17 protein-coding genes are annotated in these 20317 nt (G+C 49.2%); 2 read left to right on the top strand and 15 right to left on the bottom strand.

Annotation, left to right across the window (positions count from 1 at the left end; genetic code table 11):
* Position 1: 1 nt before the first annotated feature.
* The 7 genes from H581_RS34815 to H581_RS0120670 all read right to left on the bottom strand — a co-directional run bounded on the left by H581_RS34815 (position 2) and on the right by H581_RS0120670 (position 5972).
* The gene (locus H581_RS34815; RefSeq protein ID WP_051251140.1) at positions 2-1429 is read right to left on the bottom strand and encodes a glycoside hydrolase family 5 protein; all 1428 of its coding nucleotides are present in this window, start codon (positions 1427-1429) and stop codon (positions 2-4) included.
* Between the two features lie 19 nt (positions 1430-1448).
* Positions 1449-1634, bottom strand: coding sequence for a polysaccharide deacetylase family protein (locus H581_RS39490; protein ID WP_342663429.1), 186 nt, complete (start codon positions 1632-1634; stop codon positions 1449-1451).
* Positions 1635-1655: 21 nt separating this feature from the next.
* The gene (locus H581_RS39495; protein WP_342663430.1) at positions 1656-1829 is read right to left on the bottom strand and encodes a polysaccharide deacetylase family protein; all 174 of its coding nucleotides are present in this window, start codon (positions 1827-1829) and stop codon (positions 1656-1658) included.
* A gap of 2 nt (positions 1830-1831) precedes the next feature.
* Positions 1832-2251 carry a polysaccharide deacetylase family protein gene (locus tag H581_RS39500; RefSeq protein WP_342663431.1) on the bottom strand — a complete coding sequence of 140 codons (420 nt, stop codon included), beginning with the start codon at positions 2249-2251 and terminating at the stop codon, positions 1832-1834.
* Between the two features lie 39 nt (positions 2252-2290).
* Positions 2291-4012, bottom strand: a complete 1722-nt coding sequence (locus H581_RS0120660; protein ID WP_028611668.1) for an extracellular solute-binding protein — start codon at positions 4010-4012, stop codon at positions 2291-2293.
* Between the two features lie 127 nt (positions 4013-4139).
* Positions 4140-5015: a carbohydrate ABC transporter permease gene (locus H581_RS0120665; protein ID WP_028611669.1), complete on the bottom strand. Its 876-nt coding sequence runs from the start codon at positions 5013-5015 to the stop codon at positions 4140-4142.
* 12 nt (positions 5016-5027) lie between these two features.
* A complete protein-coding gene (locus H581_RS0120670; RefSeq protein WP_036719512.1) occupies positions 5028-5972 on the bottom strand; it encodes an ABC transporter permease in 945 nt (314 codons plus the stop codon).
* A 170-nt stretch (positions 5973-6142) separates the two neighbouring features.
* Here H581_RS0120670 and H581_RS34825 point away from each other — a divergent pair, with 170 nt between their 5' ends.
* Together H581_RS34825 and H581_RS0120680 are read left to right on the top strand one after the other, a co-directional pair.
* Positions 6143-7822, top strand: coding sequence for a sensor histidine kinase (locus H581_RS34825; protein ID WP_028611671.1), 1680 nt, complete (start codon positions 6143-6145; stop codon positions 7820-7822).
* Positions 7823-7825: 3 nt separating this feature from the next.
* Positions 7826-9424, top strand: a complete 1599-nt coding sequence (locus H581_RS0120680; protein WP_028611672.1) for a response regulator transcription factor — start codon at positions 7826-7828, stop codon at positions 9422-9424.
* Between the two features lie 199 nt (positions 9425-9623).
* Here H581_RS0120680 and H581_RS39730 read toward each other — a convergent pair whose 3' ends face one another.
* From H581_RS39730 to H581_RS0120720, 8 genes are all read right to left on the bottom strand, one after another.
* Entirely contained in the window at positions 9624-9920 is a 297-nt protein-coding gene (locus tag H581_RS39730) for an RICIN domain-containing protein (RefSeq protein ID WP_028611673.1), read from the bottom strand.
* 292 nt (positions 9921-10212) lie between these two features.
* A complete protein-coding gene (locus H581_RS0120690) occupies positions 10213-10716 on the bottom strand; it encodes an ABC transporter substrate-binding protein (RefSeq protein ID WP_028611674.1) in 504 nt (167 codons plus the stop codon).
* 100 nt (positions 10717-10816) lie between these two features.
* Entirely contained in the window at positions 10817-11800 is a 984-nt protein-coding gene (locus H581_RS0120695) for a Gfo/Idh/MocA family protein (protein ID WP_028611675.1), read from the bottom strand.
* 4 nt (positions 11801-11804) lie between these two features.
* Positions 11805-14342, bottom strand: coding sequence for a glycosyl hydrolase family 95 catalytic domain-containing protein (locus tag H581_RS34830; RefSeq protein WP_156889653.1), 2538 nt, complete (start codon positions 14340-14342; stop codon positions 11805-11807).
* Between the two features lie 41 nt (positions 14343-14383).
* Positions 14384-15883: an extracellular solute-binding protein gene (locus tag H581_RS34835; protein WP_051251144.1), complete on the bottom strand. Its 1500-nt coding sequence runs from the start codon at positions 15881-15883 to the stop codon at positions 14384-14386.
* Between the two features lie 54 nt (positions 15884-15937).
* The gene (locus H581_RS0120710; protein ID WP_028611676.1) at positions 15938-16816 is read right to left on the bottom strand and encodes a carbohydrate ABC transporter permease; all 879 of its coding nucleotides are present in this window, start codon (positions 16814-16816) and stop codon (positions 15938-15940) included.
* A 26-nt stretch (positions 16817-16842) separates the two neighbouring features.
* Entirely contained in the window at positions 16843-17700 is an 858-nt protein-coding gene (locus tag H581_RS0120715; protein ID WP_425414640.1) for an ABC transporter permease, read from the bottom strand.
* Positions 17701-18037: 337 nt separating this feature from the next.
* On the bottom strand, positions 18038-20314 hold the full coding sequence (locus H581_RS0120720; protein WP_028611678.1) for a helix-turn-helix domain-containing protein: 2277 nt from the start codon (positions 20312-20314) through the stop codon (positions 18038-18040).
* Between the last annotated feature and the right edge of the window lie 3 nt (positions 20315-20317).

The raw sequence follows: 20317 nt of genomic DNA on the forward strand, positions 1-20317 counted from the left end.
TTTACCCGACAATCGCCTCTACGAGCCCTTCTTCTTTCGCTTCGATCGTTACGTAGCCGCCAAGTGCGCCCTGAATCGGTTCAATGACAATATCGGCCTGCTTGGAAACCTGAATGTTGTTCGGACGTATTGCGGACAAGTCCGGAATGTATAAAACCACCTTCCCGTTTCTCTCCGCTTCCCACGTTGAAATAAGCTTCTTCTTCCCGTAATCGTAGTGATACGATAGCAGATTTCCGGCGATCGTAACGGGGTAGCCCCGCTCCAATCCGCTATAGTTCGGGTCGTTCTCCATCCCCTGGTAATACACCCAATAGGTGCTGCTCCACAAATATTTTTCCAGAATCCTCGTCATATGCTCGATGAGCCGGTTCGTGAACGTGCCGCTCGGGAACGCCCCCCACTCGCCGACGATTACGGGAACCTGCAGCTCTTCCTGCGAAGCGCGCTTCTGCGCGAATAGGTTCGTAACATTTTCATAATTGTAAACCTCGCCATAATCGGAAAGCTCCAAATCTACGATGGCATCGTAGCCGTGAGGCGCATAGACTTGCTGCATATCCACCTGTCCGTCCGGGCTGCCGATCTTCCCGATTCCGGTTTGGATGAACGAGCTGCTGTAGATGTTGCCGCCGGTTGTCAGCGGAATGTCGGTCGACTTGCGAATGGCGCGCAGCATCCGGTTGTAGAATGGCATGAGCACTTCCCGGTCGAATTTCATGAATTGATCAGTCAGGATCCGCTTCATCGTTTCGCTTTCTTCGGGCGTAACGGCTTTCACGTTCGTCATATCGAAGCTGGGGTTTGTCTGCATTATGGTAGCGACCGCCGTGCCGAACGCTTGCGGCGCTATGCTGCCCATATAGGGCTCGTTCATCGGCTCGAATCCGATCAAATTGGGATAACCTTTGAACTTGGCGGCAATATGCTCCCACATCGCTTCGTAATGGTCCAGTAAGCCGACGCCGTCGGACGCCGGTTTATTCGCCCAGAAATTGTCCGCCGCTCTGATGACGGCCGGACTCTTCAAATAGGCTTCGTACCAAACGGCACAATCCTCGGGATGCGGAAGGCCTTCGTCCAGAGCCGCCCAATCCGGCGCGCCGTCCGCGAATTTCGTGGCGAACAGGTCTTGGTGCATATCCAGCAGAATATAAATCCCGCACTTTTCGGCCTCATGAATGACTTCCGCTACTTTATCCAGGTAAACTTCGTCATACACGCCAGGCTCCGGCTCGACGCCATCCCAGAAGATGCCAAGCCGAACCAAGTTGAAGCCCCGCCTGGCGTAATGGCGAAGCAGCTCCATCGTGTTTGGCTCGAGATAACCCATGTTTTTCTTCTTGCAAACGAGATTAATGCCGTTCAGGATGATCTGATGGCCGTCCTCATTCCTGAATTTCATGCCTGCTGCTTGAATTCGTTTCATATCCAATCCATCCTCTCCGTCATGTCTGATCTACTTCCGCGTCCGCGATCGCCAGCAGCTCACTTACAGTCGCAAGCTGCCAGCCTTCCCCAATCAGTTCGTCTACAAGAATGCGGACGGCTTCAACGGTCTGGGAACGGTCGCCGTAACCATCGTGAAACAGCAACATGGAGCCGTTGCCGAGACTTCCGCGCGTGTTCTCCAAAATGGTTTCGATACCAGGCTGTTACCAGTCCCGGCTCTCCAAATTGACGGCGCCAATGCTTCTGTAGCCGAGGTCGTCCGCCAAGGACAGGATATCGTCATTCACATCCAGGAACGGCGGTCGGAAATTCCGTACGGGCGCACCCGTGATCGCGTGGATCCGTGATCGCGTGGATCCGTTCATCGGTCCGGACAAGCTCAGCGCGCCTCCTCCGTCGTCAGCCGGGTCAAATAAGGGTGCGTATACTTATGGTTCGCGATCTCATGCCCTTCCGCATGGACTGCAGCTGCGGTATCCGGGTGCACATCGATCTGGGAGCCGAGCATGAAGAAGGTCGCTTTGCCGCCTACCTTCCTGAAGATCTCCAGCAATTGCGGCGTATAAACTGGATTCGGTCCGTCGTCGAACATAAACGCGACGATTTTTGTTTGTGTGGGCACTCTATGCACCATCGCTTGACATGACTTACCTCTTTGCTCCAATTTAGAATCAACGGGCAGACAGCCGTCGACGATCACGCCATCCACGCTTTTAAAAATAGCATCCGCCGCACCGGAAAACGATATGCGATCGCGCCATTTTCCCGGCAGCCGCGCATTGACCGGCGCTAATAACAAGACCTTGGCGCGGGCCAAGGTCTTGTTGGACGTACAATCTTATTTCACCGACTTCACGGAGTCGTACCATTCATTGACTTCCTTCGTGATAGCGTCCCCGCCGGTCGACTTCCACTTTTCGACGAACGCATCGAATGTATCGGCTGGCTGCTTGCCGTAAATAATTTGGATAAATGTGTCCATCTGCATTTTGCGGAGCAGCTCGTTCCTCGAAGACATCGTCGATGTCGGCGGCCCTTGGAAATACTCCGGAACATCGGCGTCCGTCTGGGTGGAGATAACGGCGACCGCTTGAACGGAAATTCCGGCCAGCGGGTTCGAATCATCGGGGCCGACGGCGCCGACAGGCGCGCCCAGTACGAAGTCCTTATTCGTCTCCGCTTCTCCTTTGGCATTTCGGAGCGTGCCCTCCAATTGTTTCGACGGATACGTAACCGCATTGCCCGTTAACGTGTACTTGAAGGTCTGGATCTTGCCGCCTGGTATTTGTTTCTCGTCCAGGACGGCCTTGCCGTCTCTAACCACGTAGTCGTAACCCTCTTGGAACCCCTTAAAGTAGAACGGATCCTCCTGGTTGAAAACTTCGTGCAGGTAGTTCATGTAATGGAAGAAAGCTTGAAGCGATGCTTCCGAAATGTCCTTACTGATGAGAATCGCGCCTGCAGACGGGTATCCGATCGTCCGCATGCTCTTGTCGTCCGCCCCTTCCGGAAGCGGATACGGCGCATACATCGCGGTCGGGTTGCTTGCCAGCATCAGGGAGCCGGGATAGTCCATAAGCCAAGACTCGCCGCCGAGGATGCCGACTTTGCCTGACGCGACGTCCTGGACCACCTTGTTGAAATCATGAAGGGCGATGTCGTTCGCGATATAGCCCTTATCCTTCCATTCTTTGATCTTCGCCAGGGCGGTCTTAATGCCCGGTTGAACGGATCCGTATTGCAGCTTGCCGTCTTGGCCCGGGTACCAGCGCTCCGGAATCGCGCCGAACAAGCCAAAGATCCAGGACGAATCGCCGATCGGGTATCCGATGAAGGCATCCTTCATGCCAAAGTCGAGCGCAATCGTGTCCTTCTTGCCATTGCCGTCCGGATCCTGGTTCGCGAACGCATCCATGACCTTCTCAAGCTCATCGACCGTCGTCGGCGCCTTCAACCCCAGTTTATCCAGCCAATCCTGGCGGATCCATATCGGCGACTGCGTCCCCATCGTTTGCCTGAGGATCGGAATCGCGAATTTCTTGCCGTCGCGAATGTACGGCTCCCAAGCCTTCGGCGAATCCGCCATCGCGGCTTTCCAGGTCGGGGAGGCGTACTTCTCGAACGCTTCGCCGACGTCCAGTACTTTACCGGATTCAAGGAACATGTTGGTCGTATTCGATTGCGTGGAAACGAAGACATCGGGTAGTTTATCGCCTCCGGACAGCATCAGCTTCAGCTTGGTGTCGTAAGAGCCGTCGCCCAGCGGCGAGGTCCACAGCGTCTCGATCTTGACGCCGAGCGTGTCGTTTGCCCAGCGGGTATGCACGTTATCCGCATACGTTTCGCCGTTCTTGAATTTCGCCGTCGGGTCTTCGCCTCTTACGGTCGTGATCGTTACCGCCGGTTCGATCTTGCCGCTCACGATGTCCAGCTTCACACCGCTTTCCTTGCCCGCATTGGAAGCTGTTTTATTGCCTGCATTCCCACTGCAAGCGGCCAGAGAACCGATCAGGACCGCCGAAGCAAGCACCGCAATCAGCATCCTTCCTTTTTTGATCATGCTCATAACCCCCATATTATATTTGATCTTTCACTTTCATTATAAAAGCGTTTTCATATGCTTGAAATATCGCATAATTAACTTTCGATAGCGCAATCTTAACATCAGATTATTAAGTTGAGGAATATTATTCCTTGACGGCCCCAATCACGATGCCCTGCGCAAAGAACCTCTGCAGAACGGGATAAATGAGCAGGATTGGCAACGCTCCAATAATGATTTGCGCCGCTCCGATCGAACGGTTGTTCAATTTGGCGACATCTTCGGCGTTGCTGTCATTAATGACAGGCACGGCAATAATCGATTTCAGGAACGTGCTGAGCGGCACGTTATCCGATTGCATATAAATGGTTCCCGATAACCATTCATTCCAATCGTTCACCACCATAAACATGCCCACGGTCGCAAGAACCGGAAGCGACAACGGCATGAACATGCGGGAGAATACCTGCCAATGGTTCGCCCCATCCATAAAGGCGGCTTCTTCCAGCTCTTTCGGCAGCGCTTTAAAGAAGTTCATGATCAGGATCAGGTAGAATACGTTCATCAGCGATGGGAGTACGAGCGCCCAGATAGAATTTTTGAGGCCGATCTGGGTCACGAGCAGGTAGGTCGGAATCATCCCGCCGTTAAACAGCATGGCGACGACGAAGAAACCGATGAATCCCTTGTATCCGGCAATTCCGTCCCTTCCTCCACCCTTGGACATGACGTAAGCTGCTAAACAATTGACGATGACACCCATCGCGAGGCTTAAAGCGACCCTCTGTACGGAAACCCACACCGAGTGCACGATGTTAGGGTTTTCGAGCGCTTTCTCATAGGAATTGAAGGTCAAACCGACCGGCCAGAACGTGACTTCGTTCGCCATGACGGCCGCGCTCGAGCTTAAGGAAAGCGATATAACGTGAATGAGTGGAATGACACAAATTAAGGCAAAAATAAGCATAAAAACGTTATTGACCAATTGAAACCAACGCTGTGCTGTCGTCATCGTCTGCATTCTGATTTCTCCTTAGAAAATTTTATGTCCCGACACGATATAGGCAATGCGATATCCCGTCACGATCAAGATTGTAGCGACTACCGATTTAAACAAACCGACCGCAGTCGCGAAGCTGTAATTCCCATCGATCAAGCCGATCCGGTAAACGAATGTGTCAATGATGTCGCCTTTCTCATATACGAGCATGTTATAAAGGTTGAAAATCTGGTCGAAGCCCGCGTTCAGCAATTGGCCGAGAGACAGCGTCAGCACGACGGTAATCGTGGGAATGATCGATGGAATGGTAACATGCAGCGTTTGCTTCCATCTTCCTGCGCCATCCAACTGCGCAGCTTCATACAACGCCGGGTTAATGCCCGCCAATGCGGCCAGAAAGATGATGGAGCCATAGCCGAATTCCTTCCAGACTTCGGTGGACACAACGGTAGCCAGAAACCAATTGTTGTCGCCAAGGAAGAAGATCGGCTCCGCTCCCAGCGCCTTCAGCAGTTGATTGACCAGACCGGTGTCCGGGTTCAGCAGATCGATGAAGATGCCGCCGAGCACGACCCACGAGAGAAAGTGGGGCAGAAATACGAATGTCTGGATCGTACTGCGGAAGAATTTCTTGCGAACCTCGTTAAGTAACAAGGCAAACGTTAACGTGGAAAAGAAACCGAAGACCAGCTTGAGTATAGCGATGCGCAGGGTGTTCCAGATAACCTGGACGCTGTCCGGATACTCGAACAGAAATTTGAACTGGTCTAATCCAACCCAGTTGGACCCCAAAATACCCTGGTAAGGCTTGTATTCCTGAAAAGCCATAACAATGCCGCCCATGGGTACGTAAACGAAAATAATTGTAAGTACAACCGCTGGCAGCAGCATCAAATACAACTGCCAGCTGTCTTTCCTGCGAACCACCCTTTCTTTTGTTTTCTTGATCGATGTCTCTTTTCGGATCGCGGTCTCCATAAGTTCCTCCTGTTGAAATCAATTTCTTGGCTTTATTGTAAAGCCCGAGCTTCACGATTCGATATAACGCTATCCAAAGATAGATAACGCAATCTTAATTTTCTGTAGCCAATAGGCTTCCGCATGCCTACAATGAGATCAGACAAGTCCATAGCAAAGGAATCGGTGCCATGTTCAAACAATACCGGACATTCTATAGCATACTCGTACTGATCTTCTTGACGACCGTAATCGTATTAAGCTTGTATACGTACACCATCAACACTAGCCTGAAAACGGTACGAACAGATATTCAATCCAATAACTTGAACCGACTGCGCTTCGTTGTTAACAATCTTGATCATAATGTTCAGCAATTGACCATGTTGTCCATGGCGCTTGAGACAGACGCTAAAGTCGGCCTGCTTCCTTCTATTCATTTGTTGGACAACTATGATCAGGTCAAACTCATGATGGATTTAACGGACAAAATGAATCTTCAAAGCTTTTCGGAGGGATGGAACAATCAAGTGTCGATCTACTCCCACATCCTTGGCAAGTGGATCGGTTCAACTGCAACCCAAGAAGCCCCTCCTGGCGACGTAAGTGAGGATGATTGGATTCTTGAGCCAGTGCAGGAGAGATTCTCGTCATATCGCATCCACGAAGGATACACGATCCGCGTCACGTTTCCCGTCAACAATTTGCGGGAGATGCTTGACCGGTCTAGAGTTGAGAACAATAACCCATTTTTCTATTTTGCTGGAAATCCCATCATTTCGAACCATCGTTCGAATGACGGCGTCATTCGGAACATTATGTCCAAGCTTATCCCCTTTTTGACCGTTGGGAAAGAAGGTACCGAAGCGATCTCTGTTGATGGAACGGAATATTTGGTGACATATTTGCGATCGGATGCCTTAGGCTGGTACTTGATCAATTATTTGCCCATGGATGAAGCGCTTAAACCGATCACAAGAACCCAAATTTTCTTCTATATCACCTGCGCCATGTTGTTTCTAGCTGGTGCAGTCATCGCTTTATTCCTTTACAGGAAAGTGCAGGTACCTCTTCTGACGCTGCTCAAAGGTGTTCGACTGCTTAAACACGGAAATTTCTCGTTCCGGATCAAGGGCGCGAGCCGCAACGAATTTGATTTTCTGTATGACAACTTCAACGAAATGGCAGCCCAGATCGAAGATTTGATCGAGAAGGTCTATAAAGAGAAAATTGCTTCGAGGGAGGCCATGGTCAAACAATTACAGGCCCAGATTAACCCTCACTTCTTGTATAACTGTCTATTCTTCATTAATAACATGACGCGCCTGGGCAATGACGAGGCCGTGACAGCGATGACGCAAAATCTGGCTGAATATTTCCGGTACTCGACGAGGCTGGACGAGCCGACGACAACGCTGGAGAAGGAATTGAGCGTAGTGAATAACTACCTTAGAATCCAATGTCTGCGCATGGCGCGGCTCCGATACGAAATCGACATCCCGGACGGCATGATGCGGCTGAGTATTCCGAAGCTGCTGATCCAGCCGCTGGTCGAAAACAGCGTCATTCACGGCATCGAGAAGAAGATGAGCGCGGGACTCGTCCGGATTACTGGTTACGAAGACGGGGACTGTTACCGGCTTGTTATCGAAGACGACGGCAAGGGGATGGCGGAAGAAGACATACGTGAGCTGCTTTGGCGGATGCAGCAGCCGCTTGACGACTCGATGGGCTGCGCGCTCTGGAATATCCGACAGCGTATGGACGTTCATTTCGCGGCTCCGGCCGGAATCGAGTTCGCTCGAAGCGACCTTGGCGGTTTATACGTCACTCTGTATTGGCCGAACGGTATTATAGATGAGGGGGAATAAACGATGTACCAATTACTAATCGTCGATGACGAAACCTCGGTCGTAGACAGCCTCGCGTTGACGATCCCGTGGGAGGATTATGGGATCGAGGAGGTCCACCGGGCCTACTCGGCACATGAAGCTCTGCAGATAGCGACGAAGCATTCCGTTGATATCATGATAACCGACATCCGGATGCCAGAGATGGATGGATTGGAGCTGATCGAACGTGTCCGGCATTTCTCACGAAAGATTCGGTGCATCATTTTGTCCGGGCATGATGAATTCGAGTACGCCCAGAAAGCGATCCTGCACAAAACGATGAACTATTTGCTTAAACCCGTCGATGTCGGCGAGCTGATTCGATCGGTCGAGACGGCCATTCAGGACATCGAACGCGAGTGGGCCGAGATCAGCTCTTACCAGCGCATTAAGCATGCGCTGCATGCTAACAAGCCGCTTCTCCAAAATCAGCTGTTGAACGATCTGCTTCAGAAGAAACCAATGCCGCCAGAAGTCTTGCAAGAGCGTCTGGCTATGCTCGACATTTCGTTCAGATCAGCCGATCCGTTTGTTTTGATGGTCGTCCGGTTAGAGGAGGATTTCTCGGGATATGACCTTCACTCCCTCTCGCTCCTGGAATTCGCCGTCACCAATATCGGCGAAGAAGTATTTCAGGAGCTGTTCGAATTATGGCACTGCATCACGGAACAGGGGTATCTGGTTTTTTTGATCAAGTCAACCGACAACCATGCACTTCCAATGATCGACTCCTGTGCGGTTAAGCTGCAAAATCATGTCCAGAAATACTTGAAGGGCTCGCTGTCCATCTGTCTGAGCAGTGTCCGGAACTTTCCCGATACCCTTTCGGATCTGTACCATGCCTCTGTTTCCGCGATTAACCGCAACGTTGGACGGAACAAGAGTTATTTTATTACGTTGGACGATACGGCGGTGAGCGCGCAACCTCGCAGCATTATCAATCTGCACGAACCTCCTCTACTCCCGTCTCTGCTCGAAACGGGGAATTGGGACGAAGCGCTCGCCAAGATCAGACGAATCCTATCTATCGGCGATCCGAATACTAACCTTTCAGGCGACCAGTTGTTCACGATCCTTCTCTACCTCTCGTCCTCCTTAAGCCTGTCGTTATCGGCCGAAGACGGTACGATCGAAGATCAGTTTGGCGATGAATTCGATCTTCTTCTGCGGAAGAAAAGTCAACTCTCGGGACAACGAATCTACGACTGGGCGGAGAAAATGGTCTATGCCATCCGGGCCAAAGCTTCGAATCAGATGGAGGATTCCCATCAGTTGATCGCTTCGAAAGTCCGGACGTTTATTCAAGAGCATCTTGCGGAAGGTATCTCCCTGCAGACTGTTGCCGACTACATCGGTTTGCATCCCGTGTATCTGTCCAAAGTCTACAAAACTGTGACAAGCGAGACGATCGGTGATTATTTGTATCGGATCCGGATGGAACGCGCTACGCATCTGCTGCGCCACACGGATTTGAAAATAACCGAGATCAGCAGTCAATTAGGCTTTCTGGCGCCGCCGCATTTCATTAAAATCTTCAAGAAGCATTATGGCAGCACGCCCCAGGAATTCCGGAATAAATGAATGAGTAAATAACCCTTTCCTCATCTGAAAGGGTTATACGCACTTAATCCATTGAAAGGTTTGTTCCTTTGCTTTCAATAAACATTTCTTCACAGGTTTCAAAGACATCTCTCTTAATATTCTCCCGGCTTCGCCGGAAGAATATTTATATTAATCGTAATCTTGTTATAAAGCTACTTGGTTTTTTGAAGGGTGATATCTATCTCCGAATCAACTTCCACTTCTGACCAGTCGATCCACTATTCAACCAAATATTCACGTTTGTCCCATTCGCAGTTCCGTTACCATCTACATTAAGAATCTTATTGCTATTAGAAGCGACGAATTTCAATGTCCCATCACCATTGCTTACTATCTTCCATTTTTGGTGTGCTCCGCCGCCATATGACCAAATATCCACATTCGCTCCGTCGTCTTTGCCAGCCCCATATACTTCCAAAGCTTTGCCGCTCTGAGCGCCGAGTTCTTTTCTTGGAGAAAGGACAAGAACTTGCATCCCAAATATAAAAAAGCCGCGCTATGCGCGGAGCTTCATGGATGTATGTTCTTGTCCTTTGACAATGCAGTGTCACTCTAAATAGTTTCCTTTTCCTCCGACATGTCCCAAGTTCATTTGCCATTCGGTTTGACCTTAGTGATACATATTAAAATGCTAATTTTCACGCCGCCCGTTAGCTTAATGAAGCATCTTCATTTTTATAATTTATTTTCTTAGTCTACAACAATATTTTCAAGAGTCTAACACTCTAATTTTCAGTATAAAACTTTATTTTCTACTGATTACTTCACTAGAGGTTGGTTGGGATATTTGGAATGGAATAGAGAACGCCATTCACCTTGGAGGCGTTAAAAATCTCGGGGTAATATTGATTGGGGTCTATCTCGCCGCTATTAATATAGGAGTCTAAGGGCTCGACGGCCCCTCGGGCCACAAGCTGCGGATAGTTCCACCATAAGAAGACGTCCGGAGCGTTGCCGGCGGCAAGCGACGTAAATATTTTCTGCTCGTAGCTATCCGGTACGGACTCCACCTGAACCTTGATGTTCGGATATTTAGCCTGGAAACCGTCCACAACAGCTTTATACGTTTCCAATGAACTGGCCGTATCCCAAGTCGCGAATCGGATGGTCATAGGCGCATCTTCGGTGTCGGTTTTTGGGGCATCTGTTGCAGGGCTATTGTTGGATGCATCCATTTTGCCGGGAGAGTCGGCCGGCTGCGACCCACTGCAAGCGGTGGCAGAGAACAAAACGATTACACTCATAGAAATGGCCATCATTTTTTTCAACATACTTGCTTCCCCCTCAAAGTTTTTAATTGAAACCGGTCATCCAACGACATTTCTCGCTTACTTCCCGTAATGATCATCTCCCAACCGAAGGTTCCTTTTATTAAAAGCTGATCCTTCTTTCCGCCTTAATTGAATCGACCGCCCTGCACACAATTTCCCAGCTATGCAGATTATCGCCTATATGGGTAATCGGCTTACGGCCTTCCCGGACCGAATGAAGCATATCAAAAAGCGAAAACTTCAATCCCGTGCGAGCCATATCCGCTAGCGGAATAAGTTGTTTGGAGCCATCCAGCTTGACGATGCAGGGAGTATCGTCGTAAGATTCGATCGCGCCTTCGCTGCCGATAAGTCGGAAATAGCCGTGCCATGGCGTTTCGGTTCCGCGATTGATAAAGCTCCCGTAGTAGTGTACCATCACGCCTTGTTCAAAACGGATAATGGCGGAAACCGCTCCGTTGCTATCGAGAAAATTCCAGGATGGATTTGAGCTTTCCGCATAGATGGATACCGCATTGGCACCTAGCAAATACCGCATCAAATCGAAATGATGAACGCACATTTCTTTCAAAAACATCTCTTCCATCTGCTTGCGCCATACGACGAACGAGCTGGTCGCGGTATGATTGCGTGCGAATAACCATTCCACTTCCTCAATGCGGCCGATGACATTGGAATCCACAGCGGCTTTGACTGCTTGAATAACGTTATTCCAGCGGTAATTTTGGCTGATCATGACATACTTGCCGCTTTTGTCGGCAATGTCCGCCATTTCTACGGATTCGTTCCAATCCATAGAAATCGGTTTTTCTAAAATGACATGAAGTCCCGCTTTCAGCATATCCTTCATAATTTTTTTGTGCGTGCCGGGAGGAGTGACCACCACCGCGATGTCAGCCTTCGTTTCCTGAAGCGCTTTGTTGTAATCCGAATAAGCGGGAATAGGCTTGTCCCCCAGCAAGTGCTGAGCCTTCTCCAAATTGTCCGCGTTCATATCCACTATCGCGGCCAATTCGACTTCTTCCGTTGATAGGATGAATCCGTGCAGCCCTGTACCGATTTGAATGATTTTTGCTTTATTCATACCTCTACTTTACTTCCATCTCGATAAAGTTGAACGCCTCGCCTGCCAAGGTTTCAAATTCAAGCAATGAGCCGCTAAATATTTTCGATTCACGATCTCCATTCTTCACGGACACTTGCCGCTCCCCCCAAGGGTTGCGCAGTCTGCAAATACCTCCGAGCGTGGATTCAATGCTTAACGAAACGATAACGCCATTGCGGATCGAGGACGTCACATTAAAACCTCCATGACACCAGAGCGAGAATTCCGCATCCCACCCGTCGGGGACGGCCGGGAAGACGTTAATAACTGGCTCTTTGCCGGGTGCGCCAGGTTGGCTTTGACAGAGCGCAAGCTGCAGGCCGTGCGCCACATTTCCGAGCCTCTGCGCGCTGATGGCATTGACGCCTTCCCGTACCGTCAGCCGGTTGTCGTAATATTTGATTTTCCCCGTATCTGCATAGTAGCAGTATTCACGCTCGGCATTTACGCATTCCAGCTGCGCCAACACGGCTTGTTTAAAACCTTCGGCCTCGCCCATACCTGCGAGCATTACGGTAACGGATGACATCTCGGTTGCAGCCTTGCCCCAGTCTCCTCCCAGCCTATCCCGCTGATAGGCAAGGGTGGCTTTGCCTGTCTTGAACCAATCGGGATTTTCACTCGCGGTCTCTAGGGAGCAGAGAATAAAATCCCGCATCGGATCGGTAGCGATGTCCTGACGATCATCAAGCACCCGCCCGATCGCGCCTACCCACACGGGCTCCTCTTTTTCTTTTGTTTTATAGATCGCCTCCGGATGATCGCTTCGCGGAAGCGGAGCCAGGTTGCGATAGAACTCCTCCCACAACGGACGCATGTCCTGATCCGCATCCAATACATTTGAGGCCTTCAGCAGCACCGGAAAGATTCCGTGAAGCGCAGACATCACTTGAATCGTATCCTTTCCTCCAATGTACTTCTCACCGCTAATTGTGTTGTGCAAATGGTATTTGCCGTCATCCTCCTTACGCAAGTGTGGATAATTGCGAAGGAATTCCGCGGCCCCTTTGATCATCGGGTATGCCCGTTTATTCAGCCATGTCAGGTCTTTAGTGAATTCATAATAATTCCAATAATGATAGGCGATGCCGACGATGTTCCAAAACATGTGGGTCGTGGATCCGAAGGGACCCCAGCTCTTATCGGAATAGACCAGGCTTCCGTCAATCCATTCTTCGTGTCCCTTCCAGTTCCAACGACTCTCATGCGGATGCTTGTTATGCGCATATTGCTTGAATATTTCAGATCGTTCCTCCCAAGGCTTGCGCAGTAAGTACAGTTCTCTCATCTCGGCAGCAATATTTTCGGGCAGTTCATCCACGCCGTTAAACCAAACGGTTTCGGGGATATAGATCCCCTTGCTTCCCCACTGCTGTTCCGCCGCTTTAGCGCACGAATCGTACATGCCCGAATACATATCGAAATAAGGCTGCATCAATTCATAGTGACCCGTTGCCTGAACCGCATTGTAATACAACCTGAGATTGCTCCACCACTGCATCGCTCCCCAGTGTCTGAAGTCCCCGCGCGGGCTCAGCAGCATACCGCCGAAGTTAGGCGGATACTTTCCGCTCCGGGAGTTAGACGCCATTAGATATACATAATACGTATAATGCTTCTCCACAAATTCGGCGCTGCCATCATCGCTGCTTAAGAAGATGTAGGATTTTTGCCAAAACTCGTTCCACCAAAGCTGATGCTCCTGCAGCAAGCGATCATATCCTGCATTTCTTGCCGCTTCCAATTGCTTTATTGCCGAAGCGGCAACGTCTTCGTTTTCATCAAAGGTGGCGCTGCTCGCAATGAAGATTTCGAAGTTTCCCGTTTCCGGTCTGATGCATAGGCGCATTTCTGTTTCATTCGGCTGACCGAGAACTTTACTTACTCTAAAATCGGCGACCGGCGCCCTTCCGCCAAGCTCATCGTTCATCCGGATGACACCGCCGCGCCCGGATATACCGACCGCGACCGCCGAAGAACAGTAATAACTGCCCTCTCTGAATTCCTGCTTCAAGATCATGACGTCCTTGTGCATGACGAGCTTGGAGACAGCCGTATGATTCTTAGTTGCGACTTCTGCCGGCCGAAGCATCTTCAGCTTGATGTTGATGCCTTGCGGGTTCTTCCTTCCATCCTCGACCTTGAAGGCAAAAACATCGCTGTGGTCATAAGCAAATGCCTCGAGACCGACTCCGTTGCCGCGAATGGTAGCCATCGCATCGTATAAGCTTAAATGCTGGCGTACAGTTCCGTCCTGAAACGCGTCTTCTCCGTTATCCACAAAATCGATGTCGACGAAACCGCAGGCGTATGCGTAATCCAAATGCCTTTGATTGAAGCTGTTCGTGGATCGGTCATTAGCATACACATCGACGCGATTGACCTGCAATTTCACGGCCGACGGCGATGTCCAAAGAAGGCTTCCCATCCTCCCGTTACCGATCGGAAGTCCTCCTTCGCTTCTTTTGACCGTGTGCTCGTAATGCAAATCACCGCGAGACACAAGCTCTCGATAATTCATAAATGAAATCACACTCCAGAACTCCCTTTTTTTAATCTCCGTTATTTCTTGTATTTGTTGTACAGCTCGGTATATTCCTTGACAACGTCGGCGCCGCCCGACTGCTTCCAATTCTCAATCTCTTTGCCCCAGCCCGCTTCGTCGATTACGCCCATGATGAACTTGATTTTCGCGTCGTCGATGATTTTCTTGTTCGTTGACAGCTTCTTCTTGCTTTCGACGCTGAGGATGAGTCCGTGCGATACGTCCGCAACGCCGTACTGCTTGATCTCCTCAAGCGTATCCGCAGCCTCTTTCGCTAGCGGCGTTCCGTTGTTGACAAGGTCCATGCGCATTGCAAGGTGTTGGACCGGCACGACTTCCTTGTTGTAATTGGTTTCGTCCAATATCTTTTGAACGCCGTTCTCTTCCTTGTAATGAACCCCGTCAATGCCAAGCATGACCGTTTTCACCATCTTGTCGTCGGCCATCTTGTCAAAGAAGCTTAGAATCTTCTTCAAATCCTCTTCTGTCTTGACGCTCGACTTCGGGAACATATACATGCCCAGGAACCCGCTGCCCTTGGCAACCCGCTTCTGGCCGGTCGTCGATACGAGCGCCGGAATGATGTGAACGTCTGCGCCCGGCAGCGTTTTCCCAAGGCCGACGAACGTTTCGCCGCGGTACGCTTCAACGATGTTTCCTCTGATGCCGATTTTCCCACTGGTCCAATCCTCCGATACTTTAGCGCCCGGCACAGTAGCAAAGTCCTGATTGATAATCTTTTCGTCGTACAGCTTTTTCATGAATTTCAAATAGTCCATATATTCGTTGGTCATGAAATCGGGGATAACCTGGTTATTGATATAACCCCATCCGTTCGGCGCTCCAAACAGGAGCGGAAACGTATAGGTACCTAAATCTTTATTTTCGGTGATGCCCCATGTATCCTGCTTCCCGTTTTTATCCGGGTCGTTCAATGTAAACGCTTTTATCGCGTTATAATAATCGTCCACGGTTTTAGGTGGTTCTTTGATCCCGGCATTATCCAGCCAATCCTTCCGATAATACATGACGACCCTTTCCGGATAACGACCCCGGTAAAGACCATATATTTTACCGTTGATCCGGGTATTGTTCAGCGTATCTATATCTAATTTGCTCAGGTTCGGATAATCCTTCAAATAGGGCTCGACATCCCAGAAGAACCCGCTCTGCGCGGCGCTCACGATGACCGTATCCTGCGGATTAACGACTAGCATCACTTGCGGCAGGTCCCCGGATGCCATCGTCACGTTCAATTTATCCGTATAATTGGAGTTAAGCACCCATGTGATATCGAGCTTCGTATTCGTCTGCTGTTCGATGTATTTCACAATGGGGTTGTCCGCTGTCGGGGGTTCCGCAGATTCAAATTGGCTCATCATTTGGATTCGAAGCGGCGCTGCCGAATCCGTACTAACCGTTGCGGACGGTTTATTGCTGCCTCCGGAGCATCCGGTCAATGCCGCGATAAGCAGCATCGATACCACTGGTACAATTCGCTTAAACTCTTTTCCCATGAACCCATGACCTCCATATTTTTATTGTATTGATTTTCCGGTCTCGGGCTTTTCCTATTCTTTCACGGACCCGAGCAGCACGCCTTTCGCAAAATGCCGTTGCAAGAAAGGATAGACGAGCAAGATGGGAACAGTGGATACGACCGTCACGCCCATTTGGATCGTTTTTCCCGGCGGAATCACCCCCTCGAAGTTGTTTGCGGAATCGCCTATGCCGGTTTGCGACAGAAGGACGATTTGACGCAACCATACCTGGATCGGAAACTTGCTTGCATCATTGATATAGAGAAGGGCGTTTAGAAATTGATTCCAGTGCCCAACCGCATAAAACAGCGTTAATGTTGCAATCGCCGGCATCGACAGCGGAATCACGATCCGAAACAAGATCTGTAGATCGTTGCAGCCGTCGATCCGAGCCGAATCCTCCAATTCATCCGGCAGCTGGATGAAAAAGTTTTTCAATATAATCAGAAAGAATGCGCTGATGGCCCCGGGAAGCAGCAGGGCGCCGTATGTGTCGAGCAGCCCCAGATTTTTCACGACCAGATAGGTCGGAATCATTCCTCCGCTGAACAGCATGGAGAAAATGACCAATAGCATGACCGGCTTTCGTACCCGCAGCCGTTTGTTGGCCAAAGGAAAAGCCATCAGTGAGGTAAGCGCGATGTTAATGGCCGTTCCCGCAACCGTGATGAATATTGTGACCAATAACGAGTGCGGAATCGTATTCGTGCTGAAAATGTACCGGTAAGCCGCGAGCGAAAACGTCTTCGGGAAGATTACAAAGCTTTTCCGAAGAGCTTCCACCGGAGCTTCGAACGAGCCGGTTACGTTGAGCAGAAAGGGAACGATCGTAATCAAGGCCATCAGAAATAATAGAAAATAATTGGCGCTGTCGAATACCTTGCTGCCCCAAGATCTGTTCATATCCATGTCTTCACCTCTTTTCTCGTCATTCTTTAGTAAATGCCTTCTTCCCCGAATTTTTTGGCCAGCCGATTCGTGATCAGAACCAAAACGAGTCCGACTACCGACTTAAACATGTCGACCGCCGTGCTGAAGCCGAATTGGCCGCCCAGGATCCCCACCGTGTACACATAGGTGTCGAACACCTCCCCGACTTCGCGGTTCAGCGTATTAAGCATCAGATAGATTTGTTCGAAACCGGAATCCAGAAACGATCCCAGCCGCAGAATCAGCAGGATGATTATAGTGCTTCGTATCGAAGGCAGCGTAATGTGGTAGAGCTGCCGCCAGCGGTTCGCTCCGTCCATTCGGGCCGCTTCATAAAGCTGGGGATTGACGCCGGCCAGCGCCGCCATAAAGATAATCGTTCCCCATCCCGTTTCTTTCCAGATGATTTCCAAGGTGACCATCGGCCTAAACCAGCGTGCGCTGTCCAGAAAATGCACCTTCTGGAAACCAAGCGACTGCAAGATCTCATTGACGATACCATTCTGAATCGAAAAGAAAAAATAGAAAAAACTCACAACGATAACCCATGAAAGAAAATGCGGAACGTAAATCAACGAAACGACGACCTTCTTATACACTTCATGCCGGACTTCATTCAGCATTAGCGCAATAATGATAGGCAACGGAAAGAAAAGAAAAATGTTGTAAGCCGCCAGGATTAAGGTATTTCGCAGCAGCATCCAGAAATCGGGACTCGTGAACAAAGCATGAAAATGAGCGAAGCCTACCCACTCACTTTTAGCGATTCCTAGAAACGGCATATAATTCTGAAACGCAATGACCAGCCCCCACATCGGAGCATAACGGAAAATCAGAAAATATAGCACACCCGGCACCAGCATCAGATATAACCAGTAGTCCCTTTTAACTTCCTTCAAGAGCTTGGCCCATACCCCTTCAGACTTCCGGGCGATGCTAAGATGGTGATTATTTTGCGCTAGGTCTGGCAATGCTTTCAAGAAGATACCTCCCATCACATATTTGTTAACGTTACGGTACTGGAGTGGGGTGACTTCTGTAAATAATCCGCCCAGCAGTTCTCTTCTGATCATTCCGTCTCCCCTGTTTTAGCGGGTAATCCCCAGCATAGTAACAAAATGATTATCCGGATTAGTAAAAAGAATGCGCAGACTGCGCACACTCTGTCGTGAGCCGGCAATCTGCGCTATCATAGGTACATCAATCGTTATGCTTTATCAGATTATCTCGATACTGCTTGGGCGTGATCCCTTCCATCTTCTTAAAATAGCGAATGAAATTTTGAGAATTGCTGAACCGCAACTTTTCGGCGATCTCCTGAATTTGATCTTCGGTCTCAGCCAGCAGTTTTCTCGCCATATTCAGCCTATTTTGTGATATATAATCGCTGAAGCTGATCCCCTTTTCTTTTCGGAAAATTTGCCCCAAGTAGTTCGGGTTATAATGAAGACGGGAAGCGCAGACTTCCAGCGTCAGCTCTGAATCGAATTCATCATGGATGATTTGAATTAGTGTTTTGATGATACTCCTCCGCTGGGATTCACTGCGAGCCAACATTTCCTCCAAGAGCGGTTCAACGACATGCTCGTAAATCCAAGCCTCCAATTCTTGAACGGACGTCTGCAGCAATTGATCCAGCTTCTGAAAAATCGGTATTTCTTTGATCAAGGATGTATACCTTTCATCCGATTGATGGGAAATCTTGATCAAATCCATCAGTAACAGAAAAACAAACATGGAACAATACCGATAGCTATAGTGTCCCGAACACATTTCCGCAATGATGTTATGAAGCATACACTTCGATTGCTCCACATCACCGAATTTGATCGCATCGATTAATGCTTTCACCATAAATCCAGGGTATTTCACCGTATTGCCCGATTCGTTCGCATCAAAATCCGAAGCATACAGGATGGCTTCCCTGCCGTGAATAAACCTTGATTTTAACGCATCCGTCGCCTCGCCATAAGCCGTAGAAGCTTCTGCCGGCTGGTTGAACGGATAGCTGATCCCTATGCTTATATGAAGACGCAGATACTGCTTTACATCCTCCTGGATCGTACGCGAAAGTAAATATAGCTCCTCTTTAAACGCGTCAACATTTTGATGCGCTGTGCCGAGCAGGACGACCTGCATATGATTGATAATGACGGGATTCAGCACTAACAATTCCGCGGCGGTCTCGCCCAGCATATTTTTTAAGGCAAATAATAAAAGATCGCGGTCCTTATCCATATACCCGCTATCCTTTAAAGTGTCGATCTGCAAGGCGAGCACGCAAAATTGGTTCCAGCCCGCATCATGCCCGAATTTATTTACGATTTCCTGAGGCTTCACTTCACCTTGAAACAATTTATAAGCAAAAAAATCATTCAGCTGATTCGTTTGAATATACAATTGGCCCCTAAGTTTCTGGCTGTCCTGAAAAAAAACCTGCATCCGGTTATTAATATAATCCATTTCGTTGCTTTGCGATCGGACATTCCATTTGTCTGCTGAATTCATTGAGACCATATGGTACAACTGTTTGATAGGAGAGTACAGTCTTCGGGTCCCGTATAAGGAAAGCACGAAAAATACGCCGCTCACGACTAAACCTGTAAAAAAAATAAACAGACCGATAAATCGGGAGCTTTGCGCGGTTTCAAGGGTCGATACCATCGACAAATAAGTCCATTCGTATTTCTCAGAATGCCGATAAATGAACGAATACTCGGAACCATTGATTCTGGCTAAGAAATTGCCTTGCGGATATTGCTTCACTTGCGATTGTAACGTTCGGACAATACGGTTCACGTCTTGATTGCGAAGGGCATACTGCGTGATGTTCCGAATCGCTTTGCCCTGGTCGTCAATTAGCGTCGTTTGGCCCAAGTCTTTACTCGGTATCAGCTCGCGAAAAATATCACTGCTTGAAATTTTTATTCTCACGATTCTCTGGTACCGGTCAAAGGCTGATGAAGGTACCTTCAATGTATATTGGAAAAACTCGGAATCCGCTGTTTTACTCCATGTAGAGCCTGAAGCGATTCGCCTAAGCTGAACCATCTCTTCATCCGTGTATGCCTCGGTTATCGAGAGTGCTCCTCCGTTTTGTAAAACCCATCCTTTTTCCAAATTAACAATTTCCAGACTGTTAATGATCGAGGAATGCGAATATAATGAGCTGATCTCCGACACGATGTTGTTAACTTTTACGTAATTGTCATAGCTGATCATCGTGAGGTCTTCGTCCAATACGCCTGTAAAGCTCGGCAGCCGAGTGAATTGGATGATGGCGCTTTCAACGGTTTGCAATGAATTTTCCAGCTGCAGCTGTGTCTGTTGTAACAGCTGTGCGTTTATTTTATCGATCTTCTCGTCCAATAAGCGGGAGGTCTTATAATAGGCAATATAACCGAGAAACGAAACGGCAATGATGACCAGAACAGTGTTGAAGGAGAGCAGTTTTACGAAGTAACTTTTCCTTCTCATAAT

The organism is Paenibacillus harenae DSM 16969, from assembly GCF_000422465.1.
Taxonomy (GTDB): Bacteria; Bacillota; Bacilli; order Paenibacillales; family Paenibacillaceae; genus Pristimantibacillus; species Pristimantibacillus harenae.

Bases quoted from the DNA above. Each gene is read 5' to 3' on its own strand.
- H581_RS34830 (WP_156889653.1), bottom strand. From the start codon at position 14,342: ATGAATTATCGAGAGCTTGTGTCTCGCGGTGATTTGCATTACGAGCAC.
- H581_RS0120710 (WP_028611676.1), bottom strand. From the start codon at position 16,816: ATGGATATGAACAGATCTTGGGGCAGCAAGGTATTCGACAGCGCCAAT.
- H581_RS0120715 (WP_425414640.1), bottom strand. From the start codon at position 17,700: ATGCTGGTGCCGGGTGTGCTATATTTTCTGATTTTCCGTTATGCTCCG.
- H581_RS0120695 (WP_028611675.1), bottom strand. From the start codon at position 11,800: ATGAATAAAGCAAAAATCATTCAAATCGGTACAGGGCTGCACGGATTC.
- H581_RS34835 (WP_051251144.1), bottom strand. From the start codon at position 15,883: ATGGGAAAAGAGTTTAAGCGAATTGTACCAGTGGTATCGATGCTGCTT.
- H581_RS0120665 (WP_028611669.1), bottom strand. From the start codon at position 5,015: ATGCAGACGATGACGACAGCACAGCGTTGGTTTCAATTGGTCAATAAC.
- H581_RS0120660 (WP_028611668.1), bottom strand. From the start codon at position 4,012: ATGATCAAAAAAGGAAGGATGCTGATTGCGGTGCTTGCTTCGGCGGTC.
- H581_RS34825 (WP_028611671.1), top strand. From the start codon at position 6,143: ATGTTCAAACAATACCGGACATTCTATAGCATACTCGTACTGATCTTC.
- H581_RS0120690 (WP_028611674.1), bottom strand. From the start codon at position 10,716: ATGTTGAAAAAAATGATGGCCATTTCTATGAGTGTAATCGTTTTGTTC.
- H581_RS0120680 (WP_028611672.1), top strand. From the start codon at position 7,826: ATGTACCAATTACTAATCGTCGATGACGAAACCTCGGTCGTAGACAGC.
- H581_RS0120720 (WP_028611678.1), bottom strand. From the start codon at position 20,314: ATGAGAAGGAAAAGTTACTTCGTAAAACTGCTCTCCTTCAACACTGTT.
- H581_RS0120670 (WP_036719512.1), bottom strand. From the start codon at position 5,972: ATGGAGACCGCGATCCGAAAAGAGACATCGATCAAGAAAACAAAAGAA.
- H581_RS34815 (WP_051251140.1), bottom strand. From the start codon at position 1,429: ATGAAACGAATTCAAGCAGCAGGCATGAAATTCAGGAATGAGGACGGC.
- H581_RS39730 (WP_028611673.1), bottom strand. From the start codon at position 9,920: ATGCAAGTTCTTGTCCTTTCTCCAAGAAAAGAACTCGGCGCTCAGAGC.